17 protein-coding genes are annotated in these 15164 nt (G+C 58.5%); 11 read left to right on the top strand and 6 right to left on the bottom strand.

Annotation, left to right across the window (positions count from 1 at the left end; genetic code table 11):
* The first annotated feature begins 2 nt into the window (after nt 1–2).
* The gene (locus HMPREF3169_RS03690) at nt 3–227 is read left to right on the top strand and encodes a helix-turn-helix transcriptional regulator (protein WP_049062476.1); all 225 of its coding nucleotides are present in this window, start codon (nt 3–5) and stop codon (nt 225–227) included.
* Here the strand turns inward: HMPREF3169_RS03690 and HMPREF3169_RS03685 are convergent.
* The 4 genes from HMPREF3169_RS03685 to HMPREF3169_RS03670 form a co-directional block, all read right to left on the bottom strand.
* Nucleotides 224–880 carry a YdgH/BhsA/McbA family protein gene (locus HMPREF3169_RS03685; protein ID WP_070455717.1) on the bottom strand — a complete coding sequence of 219 codons (657 nt, stop codon included), beginning with the start codon at nt 878–880 and terminating at the stop codon, nt 224–226. The genes HMPREF3169_RS03690 and HMPREF3169_RS03685 overlap by 4 nt on opposite strands.
* A 56-nt stretch (nt 881–936) precedes the next feature.
* Nucleotides 937–1476: a hypothetical protein gene (locus HMPREF3169_RS03680; protein WP_070455716.1), complete on the bottom strand. Its 540-nt coding sequence runs from the start codon at nt 1474–1476 to the stop codon at nt 937–939.
* A 25-nt stretch (nt 1477–1501) separates the two neighbouring features.
* Nucleotides 1502–2644: an HNH endonuclease signature motif containing protein gene (locus tag HMPREF3169_RS03675; protein ID WP_070455714.1), complete on the bottom strand. Its 1143-nt coding sequence runs from the start codon at nt 2642–2644 to the stop codon at nt 1502–1504.
* Nucleotides 2645–2751: 107 nt separating this feature from the next.
* Complete coding sequence (locus HMPREF3169_RS03670; RefSeq protein WP_062036344.1) at nt 2752–4059, bottom strand: M20/M25/M40 family metallo-hydrolase; 1308 nt, start codon at nt 4057–4059, stop codon at nt 2752–2754.
* Nucleotides 4060–4136: 77 nt separating this feature from the next.
* Here HMPREF3169_RS03670 and bioB point away from each other — a divergent pair, with 77 nt between their 5' ends.
* The 3 genes from bioB to HMPREF3169_RS03655 are packed head-to-tail and all read left to right on the top strand — an operon-like array spanning nt 4137 to nt 6312.
* Nucleotides 4137–5117, top strand: a complete 981-nt coding sequence (gene bioB / locus HMPREF3169_RS03665; RefSeq protein WP_070455713.1) for a biotin synthase BioB — start codon at nt 4137–4139, stop codon at nt 5115–5117.
* A complete protein-coding gene (locus HMPREF3169_RS03660; protein WP_061919918.1) occupies nt 5117–5359 on the top strand; it encodes a biotin synthase auxiliary protein BsaP in 243 nt (80 codons plus the stop codon). The genes bioB and HMPREF3169_RS03660 overlap by 1 nt, the downstream gene beginning before the upstream one ends.
* Before the next feature lie 29 nt (nt 5360–5388).
* Nucleotides 5389–6312: a Sir2 family NAD-dependent protein deacetylase gene (locus HMPREF3169_RS03655; protein ID WP_070455711.1), complete on the top strand. Its 924-nt coding sequence runs from the start codon at nt 5389–5391 to the stop codon at nt 6310–6312.
* Here HMPREF3169_RS03655 and HMPREF3169_RS12910 read toward each other — a convergent pair.
* Entirely contained in the window at nt 6212–6763 is a 552-nt protein-coding gene (locus HMPREF3169_RS12910) for a hypothetical protein (protein ID WP_141740995.1), read from the bottom strand. The genes HMPREF3169_RS03655 and HMPREF3169_RS12910 overlap by 101 nt on opposite strands.
* A gap of 91 nt (nt 6764–6854) precedes the next feature.
* On the opposite strand from HMPREF3169_RS12910, the gene HMPREF3169_RS03650 reads away from it, so the two are divergent.
* The 5 genes from HMPREF3169_RS03650 to HMPREF3169_RS03630 are packed head-to-tail and all read left to right on the top strand — an operon-like array spanning nt 6855 to nt 11871.
* A complete protein-coding gene (locus HMPREF3169_RS03650) occupies nt 6855–8642 on the top strand; it encodes an HtaA domain-containing protein (RefSeq protein WP_070455709.1) in 1788 nt (595 codons plus the stop codon).
* A gap of 29 nt (nt 8643–8671) precedes the next feature.
* The gene (locus HMPREF3169_RS03645; RefSeq protein WP_070433344.1) at nt 8672–9724 is read left to right on the top strand and encodes a heme/hemin ABC transporter substrate-binding protein; all 1053 of its coding nucleotides are present in this window, start codon (nt 8672–8674) and stop codon (nt 9722–9724) included.
* The gene (locus tag HMPREF3169_RS03640) at nt 9708–10772 is read left to right on the top strand and encodes a FecCD family ABC transporter permease (RefSeq protein WP_061919926.1); all 1065 of its coding nucleotides are present in this window, start codon (nt 9708–9710) and stop codon (nt 10770–10772) included. The genes HMPREF3169_RS03645 and HMPREF3169_RS03640 overlap by 17 nt, the downstream gene beginning before the upstream one ends.
* A complete protein-coding gene (locus HMPREF3169_RS03635) occupies nt 10769–11578 on the top strand; it encodes a heme ABC transporter ATP-binding protein (protein ID WP_070455708.1) in 810 nt (269 codons plus the stop codon). The genes HMPREF3169_RS03640 and HMPREF3169_RS03635 overlap by 4 nt, the downstream gene beginning before the upstream one ends.
* Before the next feature lie 44 nt (nt 11579–11622).
* Nucleotides 11623–11871, top strand: a complete 249-nt coding sequence (locus tag HMPREF3169_RS03630) for a hypothetical protein (RefSeq protein ID WP_070455706.1) — start codon at nt 11623–11625, stop codon at nt 11869–11871.
* On the opposite strand, the gene HMPREF3169_RS03625 is transcribed toward HMPREF3169_RS03630, so the two are convergent.
* Entirely contained in the window at nt 11868–12845 is a 978-nt protein-coding gene (locus HMPREF3169_RS03625; protein WP_083286048.1) for an esterase/lipase family protein, read from the bottom strand. The two genes, HMPREF3169_RS03630 and HMPREF3169_RS03625, sit on opposite strands and share 4 nt — an antisense overlap.
* A gap of 319 nt (nt 12846–13164) precedes the next feature.
* Between HMPREF3169_RS03625 and amn the strand changes: the two genes are divergently transcribed.
* Together amn and HMPREF3169_RS03615 are read left to right on the top strand one after the other, a co-directional pair.
* The gene (gene amn / locus HMPREF3169_RS03620; RefSeq protein ID WP_070455704.1) at nt 13165–14568 is read left to right on the top strand and encodes an AMP nucleosidase; all 1404 of its coding nucleotides are present in this window, start codon (nt 13165–13167) and stop codon (nt 14566–14568) included.
* 43 nt (nt 14569–14611) lie between these two features.
* A complete protein-coding gene (locus tag HMPREF3169_RS03615) occupies nt 14612–15127 on the top strand; it encodes a phosphoribosyltransferase (protein WP_061919934.1) in 516 nt (171 codons plus the stop codon).
* The last annotated feature ends 37 nt before the right edge of the window (nt 15128–15164 follow it).

The raw sequence follows: 15164 nt of genomic DNA, 5'->3' as shown, positions 1-15164 counted from the left end.
AAATGACTGAAGACATAGTTCACAACCGCATCGCTGTGATGCGTACTGACCGGCGAATCAGCCGGCGTGAACTCGCCGAGGCCCTAGGCATTCACTATCAGACGATTGGGTACCTAGAGCGCGGCGAGTCTGCACCGTCGTTGCATCTTGCTTTGCGTATTGCGCAGTATTTTGGAGTGTCGGTGGAATCCGTTTTTTCCTTGGATGAATTCCCGCCGTTGTCTTAGCGGTTTGCCACCTTATTTACTTGCTTTTCCATGAGCTGGCGGAGTGCTTGCTCATCGTGCGAGCTGACGCTGACGACGGCGCCGTCGACAAGCGCGTGCGCCACGAATTCGCTCTCCCCGGGCTCGCCGACTAGTGGATTTCCGGCGCTTTCGATGGTTACCTTTGCGGCCTGCAGGTTTTCGGCGCCTTCGATTTGCATGTCGAGCGGTGTAGTGGAGTAATCGCTGACGATTCTGCTGACGTCATTGGAAAAGGAAGCGCACTCCGCGAGGTCAGCGGGGAAGGGGAGCGTCTCTGGGTTCGTGCTGAGAGAGACCGTGGCATTTACGTCCCCGGCGCTGAAATCGGCGGCGGAGAATGTATCCGGATTCTTGTAAATCTTGGCGATGAAATCCATCGCTGAGGTGGCAAGCGGTGCGCATTGCTCGGGGGTCGTGGTCTTTTCGGAGTCGCTGGAGACGAGGTCCTCGGTGAGAGCTTGGTCTTCGGTGCTCATTAGCTCGTTGATGTTTGAATACTCGTATCCTTCTGGCGCATCTTCTGCAGCGAGAATGTGATCGTGGGCGGAAACTGGCGGCTTTGGTGCTGCGGGTTCTTGCTGGGAGCAACCAGAAAGAAGTGCGGCGATAAGAATGAAAGAGATCTTTTTCATGCAAAAATTATAAATGGAATTTTTGTTTTAAGTAGAGATCCAGATATTCACTGAAATCAAGGCAACAAGCACGATGATTCCGCCAATGAGGTTTGTTCGCAGCGGTTCTTGTTCAACCTCGCTCCACCGGCCGCGGAAGATGAAACCCATCGGGGCGAAGGTGAGCACGCCGAAGTCGGAAATGCCGACGAGGATTTTTCGCCGATACTCAGCGATACGTTACTGACAGCAACATAAAGTAGCTGCAGAGCACACATCGCTGCGGCGCCAATGAGCCACGGCCAGAATGCCATTGCCCACTGGGCTTTGCGGTCATCCCCGGCGAAGCGCTTGATGTACGGCGCAAAGTGCCAAGCGGTGGCGAACATGCCTGCCACACCCACCGCGCACATGACTAATTGCACCCATGCGGGCCAACCGAGTGCATCCACAACCGTTGCTGTGTCACCAGCGCCAGCGGGCGTGATGACGAAATAACACACGCCTTCCATGATGGAAGCAAAGCTGAACCAGATCCACACCAGGCGTCTCGGTTGTAGCAGCGAGCAGATGATACCGCTGAGCAGGCTAAAGATAGGTCCCGCGGCAGCAATCAAAGCAGTGTGCGAGGCATGGTTGTGACTAGCTCTTTATCTCCTCCTTTAAAGCAGCGGCCTGCTCGTGGGCACGGCGGCGCCTACTTGCGATGGCCTGCGCGAAAGTCTGCGTCCAGTTCTTCTCCGCGATGGGGCCGGTGGGCTCGGTGGCTTTCCACGTCCCATCTTCGAAGAGCCAGAAGATATCCCCGGTGTATGGGTCCATGATGTAGAAGGCTGTGCCATCCGTCTTGATGTTGTGGTGGTGTTGGCACAAGCAAGCAAGGTTTGCGGGGGTTGTTGGGCCACCGTCGGCGAAATTGACGCGATGGTCCGTTTGGCATTTATAGGCCGGATGGTTGCAGCCCGGGTAGCGGCAGGTGCCGTCGCGGCCCTCAACATACTTTCGGATGTTCGCCGGAGTGATGTAGTTCTTGCTCTCGGCGTATGGGTCGACCTCGTGGACCTCCGAAGGGGACACGGGAGTACGGGACCAACCGTGGCCTTGGATGAAGGTTGGCGCGCCGGGGATGTCAGTTGCTTGGTAGGTGTGCAGGATAACCTTTGGCTTGGCCTCGCCGAGGATGAGGCGCGTCATGGCCTGAGCGAGTGGAATCTGCTCGGCCTCGGCGAAGGCGCGTACCGCCTGGTCGACGCTCGCGATGGTTTCTGGATCTGCTTCCAGCGTTACGGAGAATGGGTCGGTGCTGTATCGACCATGGCGGCGCGTATCTTGCAGGGCAATCGTGTCATCTTCGGCGCTAATGAGCTCATTGAGTTTGCGCTTGATATTTGCTTGCGTGGGCGGGACTTGGTTCGCACGCTTTGGCGTGAGGTACTTGGTGATGCCTGCGTCGATGCGGGCGAGGGCGCCGGCAAGCGGCTCCCCAAGCTTGTCTAAGGACTCGTTGATGGCGATAAGCCGATCTAAATCTAGGTGGAGATAGCGCTCTTGGAGAGCATGTAGTTCTGGCATGGATTCGAGACGATCTAAAGCCATGAAAATTTTGGATATGCGCGTAGGGCTAACGCCGGTGGCAGAAAACATTCTCTGCACCGCGAGCTCAATATCGTTATCGAACTCCGGCAGATGCTCGCGCCAGAAGCGCAGCTCTGCATGCCGGATTTGTGCGGCGGCTTGGGCTATTTCGTCTTCGGGGTTGGTGTGAGAGTGGTAGGGCACTTTCATAGCAAGAGGTTCCTCACCGTTAAAGTGTTTCGAACTAACTTACGAATAACACTTTAAAACATGCCCCGGACACGGCTTGACGACGCCGACTTTTCCCAGGTAGTGACCTACTTTTCGGAAGAAAGGAACCGCGTTACAAGTGAGTCATAAGCGCGCACTGTAAGCTCCAAATCCTCGAGATAAAGGTGCTCGTCGTGGCTGTGTAGCTGGGAGTTGGCGCTCGCCATATCGCGGGCTTCGGCATGCATGGCAAAGCCATAGGCGTTGCCGCCCATACGGCGCGCGAAACGCAGATCGGAACCACCCGTGGCATGGACTGGAACCACATCTTTATCGGGGAAGAACTCTTTGGAGGTTGCCTCAATCGCGTGCCAGAGCTTCGTATCGGTGGAAGATTGCGTGGCGTCTTCCGTAATCAGGTGCTCGATTTCTACCTCGTCAGCAAGATCTCCTAGTGCCTCGCGCAGAAAGTCATCGAGCTCATCCTGGGTCTGGCCTGGGAAGGGGCGGATATCCATCTCCAGGTAGGCGTGGGAAGGCAGCACGTTGATTGCGCCGCCAGCACGTAGGACGGTCTCGGCGATGGTGGTGTGGCTAAACGCGTGAGCGTAGGCGGCAAGATCGCCGAACTTCGAGTAATCGCCGGTACCTGCAATTAGTGCCGCCTCTGTTTCTGGATCGAACTTGAAGGTCTTGACGAATCCCTCCCAGATCTCATTCGAAGCAACGGGCGGTTCAGCAGCGGCGATGCGGCGTGCGACCTCGCCGATCTTCAAAATTGCAAAGTCCTTGCCATAGGGCGTGGATCCGTGGCCGGCGTCGCCATGCACGTGGATGCGGCGCTGGCCGGCGCCCTTTTCGCCCACATTAAAGCCCACCGCGTCGGGTAGGTGGCTGCCGCCGGTCTCGGACAGGCAGTTCTTCCACGAAAACGCATCCGGGTGCTGCTCCGACATGAACTTCACGCCGAGCCCGCCGCGGGCTTCTTCGTCGGCCATGCCTACGAATGCAAGGGTGCCGCCCGGGTTGCCCTCCTGGGCAATCTTGCGGGTGACCGCCGCCATGGAGGCGGTAATAAAGAGCATGTCGACGGCGCCGCGGCCGTAGAGCTTGCCGTCTTCAATGAGGGCGTCGAAAGGCGGCTTGGTCCACTTCGGCTCGTCAACGGGAACCACATCCGTGTGTCCCATGAGGGTAAGCGGCTCTTTTTCTGGATCGCCTGGGACGGTGACAACGATGCTTACGCGCGAGGGGTGGGATTCATAACGCGCGATGGAGACGTCGGTGCCCGCGAAGAACTTCTCCAAGGTGTCGGCGTTGCGCACCTCGTTGCCGGAGTCCGGCGTGAGGTCATTGACGCAGGCATTGCGGATGAGTTCTTGCAGTAGTTCCAGGGTGTCGTCGTAAAGCGTCATGCGTTTAAGGGTAGTCGCCGGGTGAAATTTCGGTTCTTTTAACAAAAATTGAACGACGTTCAAGTACGCTGCTCTCCATGAGCATTATCGATATCGCCCGTGATAAAGCCCTAGGCCAGGGAATTGGTCTCAGCCAAGAAGAATTGCTGGAAGTGCTGCAGGTTCCGGATGAGCAGCTCGAGGAAATCGCAGACATTGCGCACCAGACTCGCCTGAAGTGGTGTGGCCCGGATGTTTCCGTGGAGGGAATCATCTCGATTAAGACCGGCGGTTGCCCGGAGGATTGTCATTTCTGCTCACAGTCCGGTCTTTTTGAATCCCCGGTGCGTGCGGCCCGCCTGAACATTCCGGAGTTGGTGGAGGCCGCCAAGAAGACCGCCAAGACTGGTGCGACGGAGTTTTGCATCGTTGCCGCTGTAAAGTCGCCGGATGAGAACTTGCTTTCCCAGGTCGCGGAGGCAATCCCAGCGATTTTGGATGAAGTCGATATCGAGATTTCTTGTTCCCTTGGCACGCTGACCCGCGAACAGGCGCAGCGCCTGAAGGACATGGGTGCCCAGCGCTATAACCACAACTTGGAGACCTCCCGTTCCTTTTTCCCCAACGTGGTGACTACGCATACCTGGGATGAACGCAAGGAGACCCTGGAGAACGTGCGCGCGGTGGGCATGGAAGTATGCTCCGGCGGCATCATCGGTATGGGTGAGTCCTTGGAGGATCGCGCCGAGTTCGCGTACCAGCTCGCGCAGATCGAGCCTTGCGAGGTCCCAATGAACTTCCTCGATCCGCGCCCTGGCACCCCATTTGCGGATTACCCGCTGGTTCCGCTGGGTGAAGCGCTGCGCGCCGTTGCCGCTTTCCGCTTGGCGATGCCGGCTGTGACCTTGCGCTTTGCAGGCGGCCGCGAGCTTTCGCTTGGCGACGACGGCACGGAGAAGGGTCTGCTCGGCGGCATCAACGCGATCATTGCGGGCAACTACCTGACCACGCTTGGCCGTCAGATTGAAAAGGACGTCGACATGCTGGGCCGCATCGATCTGCCGATCAAGGCTCTGTAATGGATGAGTTGGCTGCTGCCGTATTGGCAGGGGAGGAGCCAATCTTCCATCCGAATACCGGCGAGCCGTTTAAAGACGCGCACCTGCATCCAGCGGCGGCCGCCGGCTTGGACGTGCCGCGTTTTTGCCAGATCTGTGGCCGCCGCATGGTGGCGCAGGTCCGCCCGGACGGATGGAGCACGAAGTGTTCGCGCCACGGAGAGTTGGATTCGGATTGGCTCTACGTGGAGACCCTTCCCTAGCTTGGCCCGAGTTGTCCTAAATTGGAGGCATGGATCCCGCCTTTGAATTAGCCCACAAGTCCGCGTTGCGTTCTATTGAGCGCGTCGTCACGGAGACCGCGGAACCGACGCAGCCAGGGCTTGCGCTTAGCGACGTCGCCAAGCAACTGCGTGCAGGTGGCGTCATGGTGCTCACGGGGGCGGGGGTGTCCACGGAGTCGGGCGTGCCGGATTATCGCGGCCCGAAAGGTTCGTTGAGCAGGCATCGACCCATGACTTACCAGGAGTTTCGGCACGATCCCGCGGCCTCGCACCGCTACTGGGCGCGTGCCTTTGTGGGCTGGCGCGTGATGGATACTGCGCGCCCGAATCGCACGCACTACGCCTTGGTGGAGCTCGAGCGCGCCGGGCTGCTCAGTGGGCTTGTCACGCAGAACGTCGATGGCCTCCACAAGGAGGCGGGGCAGAAAAATGTCGTTGCCTTGCACGGTGACATGAAGCACGTGGTTTGCCTGAACTGCGGGAACGTGGAAGAGCGCGAGCTTTTCGATGTCCGCGCGGAGACCCTCAACCCGGGCTTCTTAGCGCGCTGGGGGGTCAGCGAGGACCAGGTCAACCCGGACGGTGACGTGGCGCTTTCGCAGGAGGCCGTCGATGAGTTTGTGATGCCGCCCTGCGTTGTGTGCGGCTCACTGCTCCTCAAGCCGGACGTGGTCTACTTTGGGGAACCGGTTCCGGCCGCGAAGAAGGATGCGGCCTATGAGATTCTGGCTGGATCGCGCTCCCTGCTGGTGGTGGGCTCCTCGCTGGCCGTGATGAGCGGTTTCCGTTTTGTGCTCGACGCCAAGAAAGCGGGTAAGCGGGTATCCGTGATTAACGGTGGTCCGGGGCGTGGGGATAATCGTGTGGATACGCTGTGGCGGACGCAGGTTGGTCCGGCTTTTGACGAGCTGCTCGACGAGCTGTCCATATAGGGTTCAGTCCCGGCATAAACCAAATGATGAGTGCCGCAACGAGTGCACTGAGTACACCTACGTGAAGTAAGTACTTGACCGGCGTGAACCACCACGCCGCCAGCGTGCCCGCGATGATCAACAACCACAGGGAGGGGATGACGTAGCCGGATGCCACGGTGGTGTTTTCATACCAATTGAGGTTGGGGAAGCGCCCGCGTGCTTCCGCGCGGATGCGGCGCTGCGGTTTGTGCGTTTGAGCCACGGCGCAGAAAAGGACAAATGCGAGCCCAGCGGCCCCAACGATGAGGTTCCCGGTTGCTCCGCCGAATACGAGAGTGGCTACGGCCACGGCGATGGCGATGCGTTCGCCTACCGTGAGCGGTAGGCCGACTGCTGGATCTACATCGGGGTAAATGTTGCGGAAAGCGTCCACGGAGGGGGTGTTTTCTGTGGTCAAAGAGGGGTACACGGTTGACGCCTGCCTTTTAAGTTAGGTAAGTATAACATGCATTAAGTAAGCCTAGCCTATCTAAATCTCTTCGTTAAGGTGACTCACTCTCATGAAAAGAACCCTTCTTGCATGCCTTGCCTCCGCGTTCTTGGTTGCAGGTCCGGCCGCTGCGCTGACACCCCAAACAGCCCATGCGGCAGAAAACTGCACCTGGAACTGGGGAATTAAGCAATCATTCCGCAACTACATCAAAGGCAACATTGCACATGGTTCGTGGGGCGCAAATGGCATTGGTTTCACAGGTGATGAACGCGGTCAGGGTGCGTTTACCTTCACGCCGACAAAGGCCAGTGTGGAAGGGGACTCGGTGGTGATCCCCTTCAACGGAAACCTCAGTTTCAAGGGGCACAACGGCGTCCTTGACATGAACTTGTCCGACTTCCAAGTCCACGCCTCGGGAAACCGCGCAGAGATCTCGGTGGACTACGTCTCTTACGAGCTCGATAGATCCGCCATGGCCCGAGGCCAGGAAATCCGGGGTGACAATGAAGTCATTGCGATTATTGACCTGCAGAATCCGGTCAAACCCGAGAGCGGCTCGGTCAACCTCACCGGCTCCACCACTTTGACGCAGGGCGGAAATCGCCTCTTCACCGGCTTCTACGAGCCCGGCGAAGCCTTGGATCCTTCCTCGGGAACCGTGGGCCTTGATGGTAGTTGCGCGGCAGGCAAAGGCACCGGCGATGTCCCAACGTCGATCACTGGTAAATTTACCGGCTTCAACAAAGAGGCCATGGCAATCCTGTCCGAGACTAACGACACCATGAATGGCATCACCACGTTCATGGGTAACACCGAGAAATTCTTGAGCCAGCTCAAGTCCTTTTATGGCGATTCCGCTGGTAATTCCGGTGGTACTGCGGCAGGCGGCTCCAACGGGGCATCGCACAGCGCAGCGCAAAAAGGTGGTGACACCAAGAGTACGGGTGCGTCTACAGCTTCCGGAAACGGAAGCCAGTCCGCAGGAACCAAGGCCGAAACGGGAACGCAGGCTGCAGGAGCTGCGGCTGCAGGAAGCGCTGGCAACGGGGACGAGAAGTGCGAGGCCACTGGCGTTACCCAAGCTAGCGCTGCATGGGGTGTAAAGAAGTCCTTCCAGTCCTACATCACTGGCTCGATTGCGCAGGGCCGCTGGGACCTTAACGCAGTGGGTTACGAAAATGAGCGCTTCACCTTTAACGGCAACTCCGGCGCTGTAAACGGGAACGCAGGCAGCATTCAGTACTCCGGCTCGATGCACTTTAGCGGTCACCACGGCAAACTCGATCTTAATATCTCCAATCTCGCGGTCACCTTCAACGGCAACTCCGGGCAGCTGATTGGTGACGTCAGCTCTTCCAACATGGAAGGCGAAAAGAAGGACTTTGGCCGAACCGTAATCGGTGATCTCAGCTTCAGCTCCCTCGACGTGGGAGAAAACTCCCTACAAGGTGAGGCGAGCGTGGCCCTGAGCGAGACCGGCTCCGAGGCTTTTGCTGGTTTCTATGAGCCAGGCACACAGCTGGATCCGCTCTCCATCAGTGCAGACCTAGGAGGCAGCGCAGATTGCGCTGCCGTCACAGGCGGTGGCTCTGGCGCCGCGGGCACCTCCGGCGGATCTAAATCCGGATCTACTGGTGCTGGCGCGGCAGGCAAGAACGCAGACGCAGCATCGCTGACAGGCGGCGAGTCGCAGGGCTACCAGGACGGATCTGGCAACTTCAAGATCAAGTCTGCCGCAGCGCAGGACAAGGGCTTTGAGTGGGGCGACTCCCGCACCTACCTGCTGCTGCTCATCGCCGGACTCGTGATCGCGGGCGGCTCTACTAGCCGCTTGGTCATGCAGAACCCGGCTTAACCAGCTTAAAAAGAGAAAAGACCTAAAACATGAAAAAGTTCTCCTCTATTTTTCTGACGCTGGTGTGCGCGCTGACTCTCGGCGCGTGTGGCGTCCAAGGCGGGTATGAGGACCTAACGAGTGAACTGCCCGCAGCAGATAGCGTGAGCGACCCTCGTTCCTTTACCGGACTAAGTAACGTCAGCGACTTCAAAGACATCGAACCAGTGGCGGATTCCGTGGAACCGCAGCTGCCAGTAGAACTCACGGACGCTGACGGCAACGATGTGACCGTCAATGACGTCTCGCGCATCTTGGCTCTCGACATCTATGGCACCTACACCAAATCGCTGACTGGCTTAGGCCTAGCGGACAACATCGTCGGTCGCACTGTTTCCTCAACCGAACCCAACCTACAGGATCTGCCGGTGGTTACCGAAGGCGGACACAATATCAATGTTGAGGCTGTTCTCTCGCTCGAGCCCACGCTGGTGATTGTCGATCACTCCATCGGGCCGCGCGACGCAATCGATCAGATTCGCGCCGCTGGCGTGACCACTGTGGTCATGGAACCGCAGCGCACCATCGATTCGGTTGGCGAGGACATTGCGAAGCTTGGCGGGGTCGTCGGCCTGCCCGAAGAAGCAAAGGAGCTGGGGGAGAGGTCAATTAAGGAAATCGATGAGGCGAAGGCCGCCATCGCCGAGCTGGTGCCAGACGAGCCCATGCGCATGGCATTCCTCTACGCGCGTGGCAACGGTGGTGTCTTCTTCATCATGGGAGAGGGCACGGGCGCCCGCGACCTCATCGAGGGAGTCGGTGGCGTGGATCTCGGAACCGAAAACCATCTGTCCTACGCCGAACCAGCAAACGCCGAGGCCTTGGCCAAGATCGACCCCGAGGTGATCATCATGATGACCAACGGCTTGGAGTCGACCGGCGGAATCGACGGCCTCATGCAGCGCCCAGGTGTCGCACAGACCACTGCCGGAAAGAAGCAGAGAATCGTCACCATCCCGGATGGGCAATCCTTGGCTTTCGGGCCGATGACGGGGCAGACGCTCATCAAATTGGCGAAGGCAGTTTATGCTCCAGACGCTTAATACAACGCTGAACGCACAGCCTGACGTTTTTGAGAAGCGCCAGCGCAAAAGAACGTGGGTCTTCATCGTCCTGGCGGTGCTGCTGTGTGCCGCTGCGCTGGTCTCCATCGTGTTGGGCCAGTACTACGTGCCTGTGCAGGATCTGTTTCCAATCCTTGCCGGCGGTCCGCACCAAGAGGCCTTGTCCGCCAATGTGGTGTGGGAGATTCGCCTTCCACGAATCGCACTGGGCTTTTTGGTCGGGGCGTCGCTTGGCGTGGCTGGCACCTTGATGCAGGCCGTCTTTGCCAACCCCTTGGCAGAGCCCTCCATCATCGGCGTGACCTCCGGCGCTGGCGTGGGCGCTGCCGTGGTCATCGTCTTCAACGTCTCCTTGCTGGGCACCTTCATCGTGCCTGCCGCAGCTTTTCTCACGGCACTTGCCGTTACCGCGTTGATCTATCAACTCGCTCGCCATGGCGGACGCGTGGCCGTTGTCAACCTGATCCTGACCGGCATCGCTATTAACGCAGTGTGCAATGCGGTCATCTCCTTCATGGTTTATCTGGCGCCCACCGCCAACCGGGAGCAGATCATTTTCTGGCAAATGGGATCCCTCAACGGCGCGCAGTGGAAGCACGTCTGGGTGGTGCTGCCAGTGGCTGCATTAGGAGCGTTCGTGGCTTTCCGCTTGGGTGAGCAGCTCGACGCCTTAGCCTTGGGCGAACGCGCGGCGGGGCATATCGGCATCAACGTCCAAAGGTTGCGTATCGCCGCGATCGTTGCTTCTGCGGTGCTGACCGCGGGCGCAGTGTCCTTTGCTGGCCTCATCGGTTTCGTGGGACTCATCGTGCCGCACCTGTTGCGCACCATCGTGGGGCCTGCGAACAAAATCTTGTTACCAGCCTCGGCTCTTGCTGGCGCGGTACTCATCGGGTTTGCCGACGTTGCTGCACGTACGCTGATTCCCTTTGCGGACTTGCCCATCGGAATCTTCACCGCGCTAGTGGGTGGCCCCTGTTTCTTTGTGTTGTTGCGGCGGATGATGCGAAAAGGGATGCACTCATGATTTCGGTGCGGGGACTTACTGTTGAAATTGGGCACCGCAAGCTTGTCGACGCCGTTTCTTTCGACGCACAACCTGGCGAGGTTACGGGTCTCATCGGGCCGAATGGCGCCGGCAAATCGACGGTATTGGCCGCGGTCGCGGGAGACCTTGAATACTCCGGAAGCGTACAGCTGGCTGAGCTTGACCCCACGGGGCTTTCCCCAAACGAACTGGCCCGTCTGCGGGCGGTGATGCTGCAGGATGTTGGAGTGTCCTTCGAGTTCCTAGTGCGCGACGTGGTTGCGATGGGCCGAAGTCCGTGGGCGGGCACTTCATCTGAGGCTGAGGATGAAGAGATCGTCGCCGCGGCCTTAGCTGCTGCCGACGTCGCGCATCTGGCCGGCCGTGACGTCGTTACGCTGTCGGGCGGTGAGCGGGCACGGGTTGCTTTGGCCCGTGTGCTCGCGCAGCAAACCCCGGTTATCTTGCTCGATGAACCCACCGCTGCCCTGGATATCCACCATCAGGAGCAGGTACTTTCCTTGGCCCAAGCACTGGCTAAGCAAGGCGGAATTGCAGTCCTTGTGGTGCTGCATGACCTCAACGCTGCTGCCGCGTATTGCGATCACATCGTGTGCATGGCGGACGGGAAGGTGGTGGCCCACGGAACCGTGCCGGAGGTCTACGCCGATGCGGCCTTGTCCGAAGTTTATGGATGGGACATCACGGTAGCTGAGATCGATGGCCGGCTGTGCGTGTTGCCGCAGCGCTGTCCGCCCACGGGCATCGACTCACTTATCTCCACATACAAATTGTCCAACATTTAAATCGATCAATACTCAAATCTCAACACTTTGTCTAAGGAAAAATCATGCGAAAACTAGCCCTTGTTGTTACGCTCTCCAGCTCCCTTCTCTTGGCACCGCAGGCGAGCGCCGAGCAAACATGCGACCCCACCCAAACCTGTGCGGAACCAGCACCGCAACAGACCTCCAGCTTCGCTGAAGCATGGAATTACATCTTGGGTTTGACCGCGCTCGGTGGAATGTTTGCCATCATCGGTCATGCGATCATGAAATCGGGGCTACTTCCCGCAATGCCAGCGCTGCCGAGCATCTAGTTAATGAGCTTAAGGAGCGTGCGTACGATGGCGTGCACACGCTTGTCCAGTGGCATGTCCTCGTGCATGACGACGGCGCGTTTGTCGAAGTCCTGAACGTAGATGTTGCGCACGGTGCCGTCCTTGACCTTGCTGCCGTCTAGGAAGCACGTCTCGGGAGGAACCACCACGGCGTCGTTCTTCGTGGCGATGCACGTGTAGGTCACGCCGGGCTCGAGGTCGCCGTCGACGTTTGTATCGAGGAGGATCTTACTTCCGACGATTTGCTGCATGCCGGCTGGTCCGAACCAACCATCAATGATGGAGCGCATCACCGCTTCTTGGCGTCCGCTGCGCACAAGTCGGCTGACGATTCCGCCCTGCGTCGTGCCGTGGTTGGGGGAGCTTAGGCAGATGAGATGGCGGACCTTTTCGGCGCCGCCATCGATGCGCATCCAGTAACGGGCTAACAGCCCACCCTGAGAGTGACCGACGAGGATAGCTTTTTCTACGCCGGTAACGTTGAGGACTGCATCAATGTAGGAGCCCAGTTGTTGAGAAGACTCAGGGATGGGCTGGGTTGCTCGGTTGCCGTAGTCAGGGGCAAAAACTGCCCATCCGTCCTCGCGGAGTTGGGTGCCGAGCAGCTGCCAGATGCCTTTAGTGTCGCAGGTGCCGTGAATGAGGATTACTGGCCAGGGCCGCTCCGGCGTTGGGCGGGCGGACCAATCGTCCTCGAAGATGCCGCGGGGTTTGATGCGTGCGCCGAAGGGGAGGGTGGCTGCGGTGTCCGCTTCTAGGATCTTTTCTCCGGGCGTGGAGTCGGGGCGTGCGTGGAGGCGCGAGGCGATTTCTTGGGAGACGTCCTCGCGCAACGAGATTGCGGTTGCAGGGGTTGCGATTCCATAGCGCGGTGAGTCTTCACTGGGGCGCCAAAACTTCCCGAGTTGCTCGAAGATTGAGTTTCGCAATTCAACGATCGGATCTGGTGCCATGCGTCAAAATTGTACCCTTCATCCATTTATGCACTTCATGGGCAGTTTTATGAAGTAGTTTAAAAAGTTTGGAAAACGCTTGACCATCATCCAAAAGTTTTATAAACTAAGGCTTGCCTAATCACGGGCGGTTACTTGGGAAGATGCGCTCCACTTCTTTACCAGGTGCCGAAGATTAGTCATGGGGAGAGGGCCCGCCAGTGCGCAGCTGGTGGGCCCTCGTTAATTCAATAGCCTTGGGGCAGTCTAGCGGTCCCTCGACGGTTTCCCGGCACCGTTGAAGCTGCCGAAATGGTGTACCCGAATTACACTCGCTGGCATGACTGACCTGCAGCATGCCCACTTTGTTGAAGAGGCAGTATGCCGTCTCATCGAGCTCTATGACAGCTCGTGCTCCCTCGCGCGTGAATCCCTCGCGACGGGGGATTTCGATCGTTATAGGCACGTGGTCTATCCCAAAATCACTGTGCACGTGCGCGAATGGCAGCCCATCGACCGTTCCGAACCCTTTGGATACGTGGACCAGGCTGGCCGCTTTTCTGCCGTCATTTCCAAACCTCAGCTCCTGCGTGATTACCTCACGGAGCAGCTATCAAGGCTGACAGAGAACTATCCCTGTGACATTTACGTAGGCCAGTCGAATGAGCTCATCCCACCGGAGTACATCCGTGACGCCGGCTCAGTGCCCGAGAACCGCGGTGAGATACCGCGCCCCACTCTGGACGAGGTCAACGATGCCATCATCGACGGCGAGTGGAAGGCCTTCCACGGTAAGGAAAAACCGCTCTTCCACTTTGGCCCGCAGCGCTTCGACATCGCGTGCGCGCGCATTGAGCACTACACCGGCATCGAGGTCGATACGGTGCAGAGGTACATCCTGTTCACCAACTATGCCATGCACACCACGGAGTTTGTGAAGTTTGGCCTGCGCGAGCTCACCAAAGAGGATTCCCGCTACACGGCGCTGGTGTTGCCTACTGGGGAGACGATCCATTCGAATGACGCCGTGCTTCTCGACGTCGACGAGCTCACCCTAACCTCCCGCTATCAGATGCCACGCTTTGACCTCATCACGGCCAGCGGGGACGGAATCACGATGATCAACATTGGCGTTGGTCCATCCAACGCCAAGACAATCACGGACTGCCTTGCTGTCCTGCGCCCCGAGGCGTGGATCATGATCGGGCACTGCGCTGGACTGGACGGCCGCATGCGTATCGGCGACCTCATCCTGGGTAACGCCTATCAGCGCGAGGACCACATTCTCAACCGCAAGGTGGGCGCGGGGAATCCGATTCCCGCTATCCCTGAAGTGCAGCGCATGCTGGAGGCCTCCGTGCGAGAGGTCTACGGTGACGATAATCCTTTGATGCGTACCGGCACGGTGCTCTCGACCGACGACCGCAACTGGGAATGGCGCACCTCCCGCGACCTGTGGGAGTGGCTACAGCACTCCACCGCTGTGGCGGTGGATATGGAGTCCTGCACGCTGGCGGCAAACGGTTACCGCTACCGCGTTCCTTATGGCACGCTTCTGTCCGTCTCCGATTTGCCTTTGCATGCCGTCCCCAAGCTGCCCGCACAAGCGCAGGCCTTTTACTCGAACTCTAAGGAAGCGCACGTGATGTGCGCGGTGCGCGCAGTGGAGCAGCTAGCAGGAAATCCCTCCCGTTTGCACACAAGAAAGCTCAGAAGAACTTTGGGCGAGGTTCCTTTCCGATAGACTATACGAAAAGATTCGTCGGTCGAAGGAGCAGGCAAGCCGCATGAGCGTCCCAGAATGGTTTAACTCAGAACGCGAGAACCTCACGTGGGAAACATTCGGCGAGGCAAGCCGAGCGCTCTCCCAACAAGTCATTGATTCTGGGTGGTTCCCTGATCTCATCGTGGGCGTGGCCCGTGGCGGCCTCATCCCAGCAGGCGCCATCGGCTATGCAATCGGCGTCAAAGAAATGGGCGCAATCAACGTGGAGTTCTACACCGACATCGGTGCGACCTTGCCCGAGCCAGTTCTGCTTAACCCGCAGCTGGATATCGAATCCTTGCAGGGCAAGAAGGTTCTGGTGGTCGATGACGTGGCCGATTCTGGAAAGACCCTCGATCTCGTGGTCAACCTGCTGGCGGAAACGGCCGCTGAGGTGAAGTCAGCCGTTATTTACACCAAGCCCACGACCATCTTTGAGCCGGATTTCTCGTGGAAGAAGACAGATGCCTGGATCAATTTTGCGTGGTCGGTTCTGCCTGTTATCACTGTTGACGGTTCTTTTAGGGAAGGGGCCTAGGGGCCGCTAGAGTATGTGCGGTGTCTCAACAACCCGC

It is taken from the genome of Corynebacterium sp. HMSC08C04 (assembly GCF_001807495.1).
GTDB classification, from domain to species: Bacteria; Actinomycetota; Actinomycetes; order Mycobacteriales; family Mycobacteriaceae; genus Corynebacterium; species Corynebacterium simulans.
Note: the sequence above shows the minus strand (reverse complement) of the source record. Positions and strands in the feature narration are given on the sequence as shown.